The sequence below is a fragment of the Peptoniphilus mikwangii genome, assembly GCF_000468535.1.
Taxonomy (GTDB): domain Bacteria; phylum Bacillota; class Clostridia; order Tissierellales; family Peptoniphilaceae; genus Anaerosphaera; species Anaerosphaera mikwangii.
In genome coordinates this window covers 140,398-155,543 of sequence record NZ_AUQY01000005.1, presented here as the reverse complement: position 1 = coordinate 155,543, position 15,146 = coordinate 140,398, and the positions used below count along the sequence as shown (strand labels likewise).

General features: G+C 29.9%; 11 protein-coding genes and 1 riboswitch. Of the genes, 7 read left to right on the top strand and 4 right to left on the bottom strand.

Features of this window, described 5'->3' with window-relative positions; all coding sequences use genetic code 11:
- Positions 1 to 47: 47 nt before the first annotated feature.
- Positions 48 to 1,316 (bottom strand): S-layer homology domain-containing protein, encoded by a 1,269-nt coding sequence (locus M915_RS07325; RefSeq protein WP_051259807.1) that lies wholly within the window; start codon positions 1,314 to 1,316, stop codon positions 48 to 50.
- A gap of 184 nt (positions 1,317 to 1,500) precedes the next feature.
- Here M915_RS07325 and pta point away from each other — a divergent pair, with 184 nt between their 5' ends.
- Positions 1,501 to 2,472, top strand: a complete 972-nt coding sequence (pta, locus tag M915_RS05675; RefSeq protein ID WP_036730284.1) for a phosphate acetyltransferase — start codon at positions 1,501 to 1,503, stop codon at positions 2,470 to 2,472.
- Between the two features lie 36 nt (positions 2,473 to 2,508).
- Here pta and M915_RS05670 read toward each other — a convergent pair whose 3' ends face one another.
- A complete protein-coding gene (locus M915_RS05670; RefSeq protein ID WP_009221505.1) occupies positions 2,509 to 3,096 on the bottom strand; it encodes a hypothetical protein in 588 nt (195 codons plus the stop codon).
- A 109-nt stretch (positions 3,097 to 3,205) separates the two neighbouring features.
- Here M915_RS05670 and M915_RS05665 point away from each other — a divergent pair, with 109 nt between their 5' ends.
- Positions 3,206 to 3,955 carry a YwaF family protein gene (locus M915_RS05665; RefSeq protein WP_036730282.1) on the top strand — a complete coding sequence of 250 codons (750 nt, stop codon included), beginning with the start codon at positions 3,206 to 3,208 and terminating at the stop codon, positions 3,953 to 3,955.
- 201 nt (positions 3,956 to 4,156) lie between these two features.
- Here M915_RS05665 and thiT read toward each other — a convergent pair whose 3' ends face one another.
- Both thiT and M915_RS05655 read right to left on the bottom strand, forming a co-directional pair.
- The gene (thiT, locus tag M915_RS05660; protein WP_009221503.1) at positions 4,157 to 4,675 is read right to left on the bottom strand and encodes an energy-coupled thiamine transporter ThiT; all 519 of its coding nucleotides are present in this window, start codon (positions 4,673 to 4,675) and stop codon (positions 4,157 to 4,159) included.
- Positions 4,676 to 4,701: 26 nt separating this feature from the next.
- Positions 4,702 to 4,798: riboswitch (TPP riboswitch) on the bottom strand.
- A 60-nt stretch (positions 4,799 to 4,858) separates the two neighbouring features.
- Positions 4,859 to 7,885, bottom strand: coding sequence for an AAA family ATPase (locus M915_RS05655; RefSeq protein WP_036730280.1), 3,027 nt, complete (start codon positions 7,883 to 7,885; stop codon positions 4,859 to 4,861).
- Between the two features lie 631 nt (positions 7,886 to 8,516).
- Between M915_RS05655 and hutH the strand changes: the two genes are divergently transcribed.
- From hutH to M915_RS05630, 5 genes are all read left to right on the top strand, one after another.
- Positions 8,517 to 10,055 (top strand): histidine ammonia-lyase, encoded by a 1,539-nt coding sequence (hutH, locus tag M915_RS05650; RefSeq protein WP_036730278.1) that lies wholly within the window; start codon positions 8,517 to 8,519, stop codon positions 10,053 to 10,055.
- A 126-nt stretch (positions 10,056 to 10,181) separates the two neighbouring features.
- The gene (locus M915_RS05645; protein ID WP_009221500.1) at positions 10,182 to 11,057 is read left to right on the top strand and encodes a YitT family protein; all 876 of its coding nucleotides are present in this window, start codon (positions 10,182 to 10,184) and stop codon (positions 11,055 to 11,057) included.
- Between the two features lie 88 nt (positions 11,058 to 11,145).
- Entirely contained in the window at positions 11,146 to 11,583 is a 438-nt protein-coding gene (locus M915_RS05640) for a DUF523 domain-containing protein (RefSeq protein WP_036730276.1), read from the top strand.
- A gap of 111 nt (positions 11,584 to 11,694) precedes the next feature.
- Entirely contained in the window at positions 11,695 to 13,248 is a 1,554-nt protein-coding gene (locus M915_RS05635; protein WP_036730275.1) for an ABC-F family ATP-binding cassette domain-containing protein, read from the top strand.
- Between the two features lie 85 nt (positions 13,249 to 13,333).
- A complete protein-coding gene (locus M915_RS05630; protein ID WP_036730274.1) occupies positions 13,334 to 15,124 on the top strand; it encodes an LTA synthase family protein in 1,791 nt (596 codons plus the stop codon).
- The last annotated feature ends 22 nt before the right edge of the window (positions 15,125 to 15,146 follow it).

Below are 15,146 nucleotides of genomic sequence, written 5' to 3'. Positions count from 1 at the left end.
ACTGTACTGGTTGTTATAAATATAAAAAAAGAAGACCTGAGTCTTCTTTAATAAATTGGTTTGAAAGTAACTTCAATGTGTGTATTTGTAGTTATTAAAAATCTAAACTCATTATCTAAAACTTTTTTTGGACTTCCGTTTACGGTGAATGTATCTATTTGCATTCCTGCCGGAATTAAGATTTTTATTAGGACTCTCTCATTTTTATAGAAACTATATCCCATTGGAGATTCAAGCCCTTCCGAAAGTGTAAGATTAAATTTTTGAGTAGCTGAATTAGTTAGATATACTGTAATATTTTTATCTTCATTGTCTATTGTTACATAGGTATTTGTACTGTTCATATTTGGAGAACTGATTTTAACAAGATACTTTCCTGGTTTTAGGTGTCCTCCGTTTTCAAATGGCATATCATTTATAAGTAATGATACGGGAAGAATGTTATTTGAGTTATCCAATGCTGTTATTGTAAGAGTAGGTTCCTTTATTATCAGTACTAATGATTTTATTGCATCATTTACATATTTTATCGCAATGTTTAATTGTTCCTCTGTAGCTTCGCCGTCTCTCAGTATTCTATTTGCAGACAAAGTTATAGATTTTAGATTCTCTACTGATTCTTTCGTATAGTTTGATGAATTAATAGACTCCGCTTGCGATATAGAATCCATGAGCTTTGCTCTTAATACGTTTTTATTATCTTGTTGAATTGCTATATTTTTAGAGATATTTCGTCCGTAAACTTTAATACACATTGATATTATCTTAGAAAATTCTGCTCTTGAAATTTTTTCATTAGGTTTAAATTCGTAGTTTTCATATCCTTTTACAATTCCGCTTTTGACTAAAGCGCCTATTGAATTCTTTTCTTCATCCGATAAATTTGAAATGTCTTTAAAAAAATTATAATTTTTTTCGTTGTCTTTCAAATTGTATAAGTATCCTAAAATTTTTGTTACCTCACTTCTTTTTATAGGTTCATTGTAAAAAAAGTTTCCATCTTTTAAATATCCTGCGCTGACAGCTTTTTGAATATCAAAATAGTACCAATCTTTAGATGATACATTTTTAAAACTTAGATTTTTTGTTTCCTTTAAGTCAAAAATTCTGTTTATTATCGCATAGGCTTCAGATTTTAAAATTTCTCTATCGGGTTTGAAAGTTCCATCATTATATCCGAGTATTATGTTTTGTTGCGATATATCTTCAATATATTCCCTTGCCCAATGGTTATTTATATCTTTAAAGCTCTTTTGAGCATATACATTTTTTGAAATTAAAAGCAGTATCAATGTAAAAATAAAAATTTTTTTCATAAATAAATCACTTCCTAATATATATTATACAATATGTAACTTAAAAATAAATCAAATTTTGTTTTAATAAGTTTGAATATGGTATTATATTATTATAAAAAATAGAGAAAGTTTTATTAAATATTTGAATACAATATAGTATTTGTTATATAATAAATTAAGAGATAAAAATGGAGGTAATATAATGGCTTTAATAGAAAATTTAAAAATTCGTGTTAGTGAAAAAATGCCGGTAATAGTATTCCCTGAAGGAGAAGATGAAAGAATATTAAAAGCGGCAAAAAAATTAAATGAAGATAAAGTTTTAAAACCTATTTTGCTTGGAAATAGATCTGAAGTTGAAGAATCTGCTGATAAGAACGGAATAGATCTTTCAAAATTGGAATTTATTGATCCGAGTGAATATAAGGAAATTGACATGCTTGTTGAAAAACTTGTTGAAAGACGCAAAGGAAAGCTTGATGAAGATGGAGCAAGAAAATTATTAATGGATCCTAATTATTTTGGAACTATGCTTGTATATACAGGATATGCACATGGTATGGTATCGGGAGCCGTTCATACGACAGGTGAAACTGTAAGACCTGCACTTCAAATTATTAAAACAAGACCGGGATTTAGTAGGACAAGCGGTTCATTTATAATGCTTAGAGATGAAGAAATGTATTTGATGGCAGATTGTGCTATAAATATTGAACTTGATGAAGACGGTCTTGCCGAAGTTGCAGTTCTTTCCGAAGAAACTGCAAAAAAATTCGGAATGGATCCTAAGGTTGCAATGTTATCTTTTTCAACTAAAGGGTCAGCATCTCATGATCTTGTAACAAAAGTTGCAAATGCAACAGAAAAAGCTAAGAAATTAAATCCGGATATGGCAATAGACGGAGAACTTCAATTTGATGCGGCATTTGTTCCGGAAGTGGGCACTAAAAAAGCTCCAAATTCAAATGTTGCAGGATATGCTAATGTATTTATATTCCCAAGCCTTGAAGCGGGCAATATAGGATATAAAATAGCACAAAGATTTGGCGGTTTTGAGGCAATAGGACCTATTCTTCAAGGGCTTAATGCTCCTGTGAACGACCTTTCAAGAGGATGTAATGCGGATGAAGTTTATTCTCTTGCAATAATTACAGCAGCTCAGGCAGTTTTATAAAAATTAGGGTATTTCAATTTTGAAATACCCTAATTTTTATTTTGAATTTTCAAGTTCAATATTAAAATTTATTATGTTGTTTTTAGAGCTGTTTGCCTCCAGTTTAAAATGTGAATTTTCATCAGGAATTATATTTCTTTCTTTGTCATTATAGATGAAATATAATTCACTGATATTTTTTTTGCCTTGAAGAGCACCTATAATATCCTTTTCTGAATTCAGTTCATATGTTGAAATTTTTTCGTTGTTACAAGAGAGGGTAACACTTAACATTTCTTCATCTTGTATATTTTCAATGCCTTCTCCTGTATAAAGTACATAGGTTTTTGCAATATATTCAGGTCTATCATCAGATAAACTTAAATATGTGTCGGAATTTTCTCCGTAAGTTTCTTTAATTTCTTGAATATCTTCATCAGTGAATTTTGAAATTGTAATTTTTGCGGAATAATCTCCGTCAGTTCCTTCATAAGTATAAGTTGTACTTTCATTTTCATTTATTGTTGAATTGGATTCAGTTGTATTTGTATTATCATTTTTATTTATAGAGTTATTTTGATTTGTTTCCTTTTTACAACCTACAAGCAGTAAAAGCAGACAAAGCATAATTGAAATTTTTTTCATAATCTACCTCCTTAGTTACTTATATTTTACCCGAAAAACATAAAATTTAATAGAATATTTTTATTTTTGATAAAAAGATGATATAATTTACTATTATAAGGAGTGAATTATGATACTGAAAAAATTATTTACACACGAAGAACAATTGAATAATTTTATAAAGTATGGAAAATTTCATATTTTTGTTATAATTTTTATGTTTGCATTTATGTACTATTGCCATAAGAGGAAAAAAGACGATAAGTTTGAAAAGGCAATGATATATATAATTTTTGCCACTCAAATTTTATTATATGGTTGGTATGCGACAGGTGAATTGTTTTTAATTGATGGTTTGCCGTTATATACTTGTAGAATTGCAGGTGTTGCACTTGTAATAGCATACTTTTTTAAAAATAGTTTACTTAAATCTCTTGGTGTATATTTGGGAATTGTAGGAGGAATAGTTGCATTATTTACACCGGCACTATATCCATATAGAATGTATCATTTTACAAATATTAATTTTTTTGTATTTCATTTGCTTTTGCTCGGACTTAGTACTTATCACTTATCTAATGATGAGGGAGAGGTTATTTATAAAAACAGAAGAAGAGTTCAAGCTTTGACCGGAGTTATTTTGATTGGAGTTGCACTTGTTAACCATTTTGTGGGTTCTAATTATTCATATACTGCAAGTCCTCCGATTTTTACAACGGTTGCTCAAAATATAAAATGGATAATTTATTTTATAGTGTTGTTATTTTTATATGAACTTTCAATTTATTTGGAGAGTGTTGTAATAAGAATAATTGCAAAGAGAAAAAAAGTGGAAGAGGAAGAGGAAATACACGAATACTTTTATAAAGATAATTTTTAATATTATATAAAAAGGTTACTTTAATTTTATAAAGAGCTTGGCAAAAATTTATATGTTTCTAATTAGCTCTATTGTATTTGAAAATCTTAATTTAATAACGCTGATTTCTGCAGTTATAATATTATACTAAATATAAAAAATTTGAGAATTTAGAAACTCGAAAAATTAAATAGCAAAAAAAATAAGTAGGAGATTTCCTACTTATTTTAATTTATTTATTAACGGTTTATAAATTATTGTTATAACCACTACGCTTATAACAAGTTCAACTAACATATAGGAATTGTAGCTCAAAGAATATATCCAAGGAGCTACTCCTTCAGGAGCGTACATATAAAATACAAGCCATCCGCTTAAAAAGTGGAAGAAGTATCTAAGAAGTACGGCAACGGAAGTTCCTGTGATTGCTCCGGTTATGTTTTTCGGGAAGAAACCCGCTACACCAAGCACACCGAATGCAAGCAAATAATCAAGTAAAATTGAAAGAGGATTTAGAATGCCTTCTCCTCCAAGTGCAAATTGAAGTATTCCATAGGTTACTGATGCCAAAATTCCCTTTTTGCCACCCCAAATCAGTGAAAAGAATATAATCGGTACCATACTTGCTATGGTTATTGAACCGCCTTGGGGCATTTGAAATACCTTTACATAACTTAGGATTTGTGATAATGCAATCATAACTCCTGCTTCTGCCAACATTTTTGATTTTTCATTTCTCATAATATCACCTCATAGTAACAGGTGCTGAATGAGTGGATAGAATTCACTACGCCGGTATTATCCGGATCAGCTAAAGGGTCGAATATTAATTCCTCTCAGCAAAACGCTCCCCTATTCCTGTAATAATTTAATTACGATATATTATATCATTTATTTTGTTAGTTGTTAATGGTCAACTGTTAATTATTTTGTTATTATTCTGTTTATTTCATATGCATCTCTGTAAGCGTCCAAATAGTTTAGAGATTTATCCTTGTATGAGTCCGCAGTTTCTTTTAAAATATCTTTGTATATTTCGAAAAGTACAGTATCTTTTTGTGCCATTTTTGAAATCATATAATGTGCAAAATATACAGTGCCGAGATCTCTCGGATCTTTTAATTTTTCTGCAAATTCTAAGGCGCTCTTTATATGAAGTACGGAATCTGAATATTTCTTTAGTCTGATTTCAGTAAGAGCCATGTAAGAATCAAGTACAGGACGTTTCCAGAATGAGTCAAACTGACCATATAGGTTGTATGCAAAATTAAAATATTCTTCCGCTTTTTTCACATTATCAAGTGCAAAATATGCTTTACCCATATTTATATAGAAAATTGAAAGGCTTGATAGTGCATTTTTATTTTTTGAAAGGTCTATTGCCGCCTTAAATTGTTCGGTTGCATCCTCATAGTCTCCGGTTGCAAATCTTAATTCTCCTATATAGTTGTAGGCTGCCGCAATATTAATTGCATATCTGTTTGCAACTTCATCTGTAACCTTAAAAGTGTTTATAGATTCTGTTAAAAGTTTTTCGGCGATAAAATAATTTCCTATCATTATGTTATATAGACCTTTAAGTCTTAATAGAATACCAATCTCTTTATGATAATTACATTTAACGGCAAGGTCCAGAGCAAGTTCGATATATTCTATCATATCGTGTGAGTTGTTAGTTTGAATGTTATAGAATATCATTTGTTTATATCCGTCAAGGACATAGTCTCTATTTCCGATTTCACCGGCTTTTTGAATTACATAGCGAATGTCGTCAAGTCCTTCGCCGTAATTTCCATCTCTTATCATATAGCGACCTTTCATATAGAAAAATTCAACTTCAAGAGTTTTAAGTTCTTCAGATCTTTCCTTATTCATAAGTTCTGCAAAATTTTCAGACAGTTTTTCGAACATATCTTGTATTTTATCTCTTGAAATGTAAATTTTTTCATCCTGTTCTAACTCGGAGAAGTTTAAAATAGGGAATAGCTCGTGAGAAAAATTCAAATAATAATTGAGAGTTTCTATCTTATATTTAAGTGCCTTTAAATCTTCGCCTGCAGAGCTGTAATGATATACAAGTTTTGAATATATATACGGATCTTTTTTCTTTTGTTCAAGTTTGGCTTCAAGTATTTCTCCGATTCTTTTGTGAACTATTTTTTTCTTGGAGTTTGGTTGAATCATGTATACATATTCTCTTAATTTAGTATGAGTAAAAATTAATCCTATATGATTTTTATGGACAACTTCTGTTAAAATATTTCTTTTTTCAAGTTCTTCGAGCAGTCCTATTATATCAAATTCTCCTTGACCTGTTATTTCACAAATTGTTTCAATAGGAGCTTCATCATAGAAGAAACTTACTATATCCAAAAGATCTTTTTCTGATTTTGACAAGTATAAAAATCTTGATTTTATTGCATCTACCATTTTGGAAGTCATAAGATCTGTCTTGTCGTCAGACTTGATTAAATTTACATATTCACTTAGGAAAAAAGAATTGCCTTCAGTTTCAAGGTATATTTTTTCTAAAGTTTCTGTTTGGATTTCTCTATCCGGTAATGATTTTAATATGAATTCTAAAGATTCTTCGTGATTAAATCTTTCAAGCTCTATTGTTTCTATTTTATCGTATCTTTCAAGAGAGGTAAGCAGATCATCGACATCTAAATTAAATTGCTTTCTTGCAGTTAGTATAAAAATTGCCTCATCTTTAAGATGCAGTATTACAGATGTTAAAAGTTTTAACGAAGTTTGGTCCATCCACTGTATATCCTCAAAAACAATTAAGAGTTTTTTCTTTTCGTTTATTTTTTTTGCCGCCTCCACTATTACTTGAGTTAGCAAATCGAATTTCAGCGGTTCTTTTGACTCTAAAAGTTTAATATCATGTGAAGATTCATCAAAACTTGGGAATAATTTTGACATTGTAGTACCCCAAAACGTAGGAAGAGGTATTTTGAATTCTTTTAAAACCTTGCTCATTTTGTCAATAATTATTCCAAACGGTCTGAGAGCATAGTTTTCCTCTGCTTGATAGCAAAAAGATTCAAGTATTATAAAATTTTCTTCCTTATTTTCCAAGATCTTTCTCTTCAAGGAACTTTTTCCGATACCTGCTTCGCCTCTTATGAAGATGGACTTTGCAGGTTTATTATCCGAAAATGATTTTAATGTATCCTCTATTTTTGCTATCTCATTATAACGACCATAGAAAAAATAATCTACAATCTTTGGCCTTGAATTATTAATATTTATTTGCTTGATTGATTCCTCGTAGATTTTTTTTGTCTCTCTGTCAGGTTCAACTCCGAGTTCGTTTTGTAACAGTTTTGATAAGTCATAATAAGTTTCAACTACTTTTCCGTTTCTTCCTGTCTTTTGATAAAATTTCATCAAAAGCCTAAAATTTCTCTCATCAAATTCATCTATTTGTGTAAGAGCATTTATATCCTTTTCTACATTTTCATATATGCCGTTTTCTATGTTTGATTCTATTTTTTTGTAGGATATATTTGTAAATTTGTCTTGATAGAGATTTCTCATTTTTGTAATCCAATATTCATATGATTCAGCTTCTTTTAAGAAAAATCCCTGAAGGAAATCTCCGTCATATAAATTTGAATTTTTTATCGGATCTTCAATGAATAAATTTACATCACATTCAATATTAAGATCATCATTTAAAACGAGAATTGATTTTTTGGGAGATATTATAAAGTCCATATCAAGACTTTTTTTAGATTGATATAATGCATTTCTCAAATTTTTCTTTGCGATTTTTTCATTTTCATCCGGCCAAAGCAGACCTGCGATTTCGTCTCTTGATACAACTTTATTAATAAGTATGTAATAAATCAGAGCATTGATTTTTGCATAAGGGAAGAACACTTTTTCGCCATCTTTGAGTATTTGAGGAACTCCGAATAATTTAGCATATATTTTGCTCATATTATACCTCTCTTTAAAAATTTTCTATCTGTAACTTACGTTTATTTTACTATATATAAGTATAATTCAACAAACATAAGGTGTCAATAAATCATAAAAAAATTAGACGTATGATAGATGTAGTATTTGTTTAACAAGATAAAGAGATATCTCAAAACTATGATAAATACTAAGATTTTACAGGTGTAAAAAATAAGAATCAAAAAAAATTAAAAATATTTTATTTGAAAAATTTGACTGTCGAAAAATGAAAATCAAAAATTATAGACGTAAATTTGACGTTAATACACATGAAAACTTAATAATTTGATAATAAAGTTTAGAAAGGCTTATAAATTTTACTCTGATAAAATTCAACTCATATTATAAAAATTAAAAATTTTTTAAATTTTTGACCTATATTTGATGATGGTTATATAAAATAAACTTAGTAAGAAAATATTATTATGTTTCTTTTTTCATTAAAGAAAGTTTTTAAAGACGTTTTTATTTTTAATAATATAGTGGAAAGGTGTTATTGAATTATAACAACAAATTACATAACATTATATTGTAAAAATAAAATGATTTTAAATTATGTACCATACTTTCTTAAATGTTGAAGGTGTTTCAAAGAGAACGGAGGAAAAAAATGAATAAAGTTGTATTGACAGGAAATAGTTTAAAACTTGAAGATGTAGTAGCAGTAGCAAGAGATCATGTTGAAGTTGCAATTTCTGATGAAAAAATTGAAGCTGTTAAAGCATCAAGAAAAATAGTTGATGACATAATTGAAGAAGAAAGAGTAGTATATGGTGTAACAACAGGATTCGGTTCACTATGTAAAGTAAGTATATCCAGAGAAGATTGTTCTCAACTTCAAGAAAACTTAATTCGTACACACTCAAGCGGATTCGGTAATCCATTAAGAGAAGATGAAGTAAGAGCTATTATGCTTATCAGAATTAATTCTCTTGTAAAGGGATATTCAGGAATTAGAATGGAAACTGTTAAAGTAATTCTTGATATGCTTAATAAAAATGTAATTCCATTTATTCCGGAAAAAGGTTCACTTGGAGCATCAGGAGACCTTGCTCCACTTGCTCATATGGTTCTTCCTATGCTTGGTCTTGGACGTGCATATTACAACGGAGAACTTTTATCAGGAAAAGAAGCTATGGATAGAGCAGGTATAGACATCATTACATTACAAGCTAAAGAAGGTCTTGCTTTAATTAACGGTACAACAGTTTTAACTGCAATAGGTGCTCTTGCAACATATGATGCAATTGAATTATTAAAACTTTCTGACATCGCAGGCGCTCTTTCACTTGAAGCACATAGAGGAATTGTTGATGCTTTCTATGAAAAACTTCATACAATTCGTCCACATAAAGGATGTCTTGCAACAGCAAAGAATATGTTAGATTTAGTTGAAGGTTCAACATATACAACTCATACAGCACAAATTAGAGTACAAGATCCATATACACTTCGTTGTATTCCACAAATTCATGGAGCAAGTAAGGATTCAATAGCTTATGTAAAAGAAAAAGTTGAAATTGAAATTAATTCAGGAACTGATAATCCAATTATAACTCCGGATGGAGATGTAATTTCAGGAGGTAACTTCCACGGAGAACCAATGGCTCAACCATTTGACTTTTTGGGAATAGCTGCATCTGAAATAGGAAATGTATCTGAAAGACGTATTGAAAGATTAGTAAATCATCAATTATCAGAATTCCCATCATTCCTTGTAAAATATCCGGGACTTAACTCAGGATTCATGATTACACAATACGCTGCTGCAGCTCTTGCATCAGAAAATAAAGTTCTTGCTCATCCAGCAAGTGTAGATTCAATTCCTTCATGTGAAAACCAAGAAGACTTTGTATCTATGGGAACAATAGCTGCAAGAAAAGCAAGAGATATAATTGACAATTCAAGAAGAATTGTTGCAACAGAAATCATGGCTGCTTGTCAAGCTATTGACTTCAGAGCTGAAGAAAACTTTAAGCTTGGAGTAGGAACTGAAGCTGCTTACAAGGCTGTAAGATCAGAACTTAAATTCATTGAAAATGATAAGGATATTGAAATCTATGATGAGCTTGAAAAAGCAACTGAACTTTTAAAGAACGGCAAGATTGTAAAAGCTGTTGAAAAAAAAGTTAAACTTAACATTCAATAATTTTAAATATGAAGCTGCTCGGGAAACTGAGCAGTTTTTTTATTTTTAATAATATACTTTGACTTTACTGTTTTTTTTATAATATAATATTTATAGATTACATGATGAGTATTTGGAGATACAGATATGAAATTTAATTTAAGCTTAAATATAAGTAAAGAAATATTTATTAAAAAATTATTTAGCGTAATTTTTGGGACTTTTGCATCTTCGATAGCATTAGTTTATATATTGAAACCGAACGGTATGATTTCGGGAGGAATAAGCGGACTTAGCGTACTTATTGAAAATGTAACGGGGATTCCTTTAGGACTTCTTGTATTTTTATTAAACCTTCCGATTATGATCCTCGGATTGTTTTTGCTCAGCAGAGAATTTATGTTTTTTTCGGTTGTGTCGATATTTTTGTTGTCGATTTATATATCATTGCTTGAAAAGATAAATCCGAATTATATTTTAACTGAAAATATTATACTTGCTTGTGTATATGGGGGAGTTATAAATGGAATCGGAGGAGGCATTACCTTTAGGAACGGAACATCAACGGGAGGTTTTGATATAATTGCAGCCATATTAAAAAAATACTTTAATATTTCAATAGGCAGCGTACTCATGATGTTAAATATTGTCATTATAGGAATAAGTTCATTTGTATATTCAACAGATAAAGCACTGTTTACATTAATATCACTTTTTATATGTTATCAAGTTATAGATAAAATTCAGCTTGGCGTAGGAAAACAAAAGCAAGTTTTTATAATAAGTAATAATCATGAGCAGATAACAAGAACAATTCAAAGTCAATTGGACAGAGGGGTAACTTATATAAATGGGAAAGGTGCATATAGCAGTAATGAAATAACAATAATTTATTTGATATGCTCTTCAAGACAGATAGTTAAAGTTAAAAATATTGTAAAAGAGTTAGATCCGAAAGCATTTATGGCAGTAAGTGATACTGCTGAAATTCAGGGAAGCGGATTTAAAACAATAGAAATATAATTCAAATCACCTGTAAAGGTGATTTTTTGTTGTTATAAAAGCTTAATATTGTATAATGAAAATAGTATTAACTTAAAAGAGGGATATCATGGAAAATTTACTTATAAGCGCATGTCTTTGCGGAGAAAATTGTCGTTATGACGGTAAAAATAATTTGATAGTTCAAATAGATGAACTTAGAAAAAAATATAATTTAATAATAGTCTGCCCGGAAGTTCTTGGGGGACTTAGCACTCCAAGAGTACCTGCAGAAATAATAGACGGAAAGGTTATAAACAAAATTGGAAAAGATGTTACATATGAATTTGAATTAGGGGCAAAAAAATCGCTGGAACTTGCAAAAAAGTATAACTGTAAAATTGCACTTCTGAAAGATAAAAGTCCAAGCTGCGGAAGCAAAAAAATATATGACGGTACTCATAGAGGAAAACTTATAAATGGTAGAGGATTTACTGCAAAAATATTACTTGAAAATAATATAAAGATATACGGAGAAGAAAATGTGAATGAACTTCTTAAAAATTGAAAAAATTATAAAATTGATATACATAATTTAAAATAGGTAAAAAGACTAATTAATTAGTCTTTTTTTTATTTATTGTTGTATAATTATATTAATTAAAATTGAGGAGATAACATGAGTATATTAACTGTAAAAAATTTGAGCCACAGCTATGGCGGAAGAGAAATTTTAAAAGATGTAAATTTTAGATTGCTTGCAGGGGAGCATGTAGGTCTTGTTGGTCCGAATGGAGAGGGAAAATCTTCATTTATGGATATAATCACAGGCAAGTTGATTCCGGAAGAGGGAGAAATTTCGTGGGCAAAGTATGTAAGAGCAGGCTACCTTGATCAACATGCAACATATAATGGAGATTATACGGTAAGAGATGTATTAAAAGATGCTTTTTCACATCTTTTTGAAATTGAAAACGAAATTTCAAATTTGTATATGAAAATGGGAGAAGTAGATGAAAAAGAGCTTGATGCTTTGATGGATGAAGTTGGAATTTTGCAGAGTCTTCTTGAAAATCATGACTTTTATATGATTGATTCCAAGATAGATGAAGTATCAAGAGCTATGGGAGTATCACAGATTGGACTTGAAAAGAAGTTTAAAGAACTTTCGGGAGGTCAGAGATCTAAGGTATTACTCTGCAAGTTGCTTCTTGAAAAACCGGATATACTTTTACTTGACGAGCCTACGAATTACTTAGATGAAGAACATATACAGTGGCTTAAAAGATATTTACAGGAATATGAAAATGCATTTATATTAATTTCTCATGACATACCGTTTCTAAATTCGGTTATAAATTTAATTTATCATGTAGAAAATATGGAGTTAAATAGATATGTGGGAGATTATTCTGAATTTGAAAGACTAAGAGAAGCTAAACTAAAACAAATAGAGGCGGCATATAAAAAACAGCAACAGGAAATTGCAGATCTTGAAGATTTTGTGGCAAGAAATAAGGCGAGAGTCGCAACAAGAAATATGGCAATGTCAAGGCAGAAAAAGCTTGATAAGATGGAGAGAATAGAGCTTGTAAAGGAAAAACCGCAACCTGAATTTCAGTTTAAGGAGACAGGTGCGCCAAGCAGACTTATTTTTGAGACTAAGGATCTTGTTATAGGATATGATAAGCCGATTTCAAAACCTTTAAATCTTAGGATGGAAAGGGGTTCAAGAATTGCAATTGTCGGAGCTAACGGACTTGGAAAAACAACTCTTGTAAAAACATTGCTTGGAGAAATAAATGCCATCAGCGGAAAAATAGAAAACGGACAAAATTTAAAAGTCGGTTATTTTTGTCAGGAAGAATTTTATGATGACAAGAGAACTCCGATAGATGAAATTTGGGATGCATTTCCAAGCTGGGAGCAGTTTCATATAAGGGCTGCGCTTGCAAAATGTGGACTTATGACCGAACAGATAGAGTCACTTATAAAAGTTTTAAGTGGAGGAGAACAGGCAAAAGTTAGACTTTGTAAAATTTTAAATACTCCGACTAATGTACTTATGCTCGATGAACCGACAAATCACTTAGACCCTATGGCAAAAGATGAACTTAAACGAGCATTAAAGGAGTACAAAGGCGGGATATTTTTAATAAGCCATGAAAAAGATTTTTACGAGGAAATTGCAACTGAAATTTGGAGAATGGAAGATTATTCTCTGCTTGGATAATTTTTTTTGTAGATAGAGCATAATAGTGTTATAATATTCACTGTGAATTTATTTTGAAATTAGATTTCAGTTGGGGGAAGGCATAATGGAAAAGAAAAAGATGAATATATTCTTATGTTCATTTTTATTGGCAATTTTAATTACGGCAACATCAATATTCATAAGCAGTTATGGATACTGTGATGGCATAATAAATAATTTTTTTGTTGAGTATAAAATTTTATTATTTAACTTTATACCTGCATTTTTAATAGTTTTAGCTTTAGCATATCTTCTAAAATCACTCAGCTTTTCATTTTTGATAAGTTCTTTGGTTATAAATTTAGGAGCGTTTGCAAATTATATAAAGATAGTTTACAGAGAAGAACCTCTTTTTGCAAGAGATATAACTCTTATTAGAGAAGCATTTACAATGTCTCAAAAATATGATTTGAATTTTAGATCACCCAATGCAATTGTGCTGTTTAGTTCTATGTTACTCAGCATAGTAATATTTTTTGTATTAAGAAGGTTTGAATATGGATATAAATTTAGGGCAATAGGTTTTATAGCATCGGCAATAATACTTGCATTTTTTTCTAAGCAGTATCTATTCGATTATAGTGCATATCATTTACTTGGAGCAAAGACAAATTTGAATATGTGGATAGAAATTGACAGTTATAAGACTAAGGGTTTTTTATATCCGTTCATATATTCTATAAAATCGTCAAGACCTTATAAATACAGTAAGTATAATAAAATTAAGGCAGTTGAGGATTATAACAAGTATGTTGAAGAAGATATTCCTGAAGATCAAAAAGTAAATATAGTTTGTATAATGCTTGAATCATTTAAAGATTTTTATAAATATCAAAATCCAAAAATGGAGTTTGAAAGAAACCCGTATGAATATTTTCACAAGCTGCAAAATGAATCAATTCACGGTCAAATATTAGTTAATTCTTTTGGTGGAGGAACATTCTTAACAGAGTCGAATTTTATGACAGGATATAAAGATAACCCGCCATTTAACAGGACAACTCAATCTTATGTAAGGTATTTTAAAGAACAGGGATATAGCTGTTTTGGATTTCATCCGTTTGTAGGTAGCTTTTATAATAGAAACAATGCATATAGAAACTTGGGATTTGATAAATTTTTTGAGTATAATAATACATTTAAAGCTATTGATGAGAATATTTTAATGGATGTTGATTTTTATCCGTTTATACTTAAAAAGTATGATGAACAAACAGAAAAAGGACCATATTTTTCATTTGCGGTAACATATCAAAATCATGGACCATATTCCAAAGATGTATTAATAAATAAAGAACCCGCTATAAAATGGCAAGAACAGTATGATAGAGAATGGTACAATTATTTTAATAATTATCTTGAGGGAATTGAGTGGGCATCAGATACAATGAAAATGCTGACAGAGCATTTCAGAAAGAACGATAAGCCGACAATACTTATAATGTTTGGCGATCATTGCCCATCAATGGGAGATAATAAAATAGTATTTGATATGTTTGGAATAAATGATTCAGCGGATAACAGCGAAGGATTGCGAAATTTATATGAAACACCATATATAATTTGGGCAAATGATGCTGCAAAAAAAGTGTTTGATAAAGATTTTACAGGAGAAGGCAGAGATGTAGAACCTGCTTTCTTAATGAACGAGCTGTTTAGTTATGTCGGCTGGAAGGGAAGTCCTTATAATCAATGTATTGACGAACTTACCAAACATGTTACGGTGCTTAAACAAAATTGGTATTGTATAGACGGAGAATTTTCAAATAAAACAAGTGAATATGAAGATACTTTAATAGATAAATATAGAAATGTAGAATATTATGTATCACATATGTTAGATAAACAAAAATAAAAAGCTACTATTAAGTAGCTTT

Coding starts and splice junctions, on each gene's coding strand:
- M915_RS07325 (WP_051259807.1), bottom strand. CDS start 1,316: ATGAAAAAAATTTTTATTTTTACATTGATACTGCTTTTAATTTCAAAA.
- pta (WP_036730284.1), top strand. CDS start 1,501: ATGGCTTTAATAGAAAATTTAAAAATTCGTGTTAGTGAAAAAATGCCG.
- M915_RS05670 (WP_009221505.1), bottom strand. CDS start 3,096: ATGAAAAAAATTTCAATTATGCTTTGTCTGCTTTTACTGCTTGTAGGT.
- M915_RS05665 (WP_036730282.1), top strand. CDS start 3,206: ATGATACTGAAAAAATTATTTACACACGAAGAACAATTGAATAATTTT.
- thiT (WP_009221503.1), bottom strand. CDS start 4,675: ATGAGAAATGAAAAATCAAAAATGTTGGCAGAAGCAGGAGTTATGATT.
- M915_RS05655 (WP_036730280.1), bottom strand. CDS start 7,885: ATGAGCAAAATATATGCTAAATTATTCGGAGTTCCTCAAATACTCAAA.
- hutH (WP_036730278.1), top strand. CDS start 8,517: ATGAATAAAGTTGTATTGACAGGAAATAGTTTAAAACTTGAAGATGTA.
- M915_RS05645 (WP_009221500.1), top strand. CDS start 10,182: ATGAAATTTAATTTAAGCTTAAATATAAGTAAAGAAATATTTATTAAA.
- M915_RS05640 (WP_036730276.1), top strand. CDS start 11,146: ATGGAAAATTTACTTATAAGCGCATGTCTTTGCGGAGAAAATTGTCGT.
- M915_RS05635 (WP_036730275.1), top strand. CDS start 11,695: ATGAGTATATTAACTGTAAAAAATTTGAGCCACAGCTATGGCGGAAGA.
- M915_RS05630 (WP_036730274.1), top strand. CDS start 13,334: ATGGAAAAGAAAAAGATGAATATATTCTTATGTTCATTTTTATTGGCA.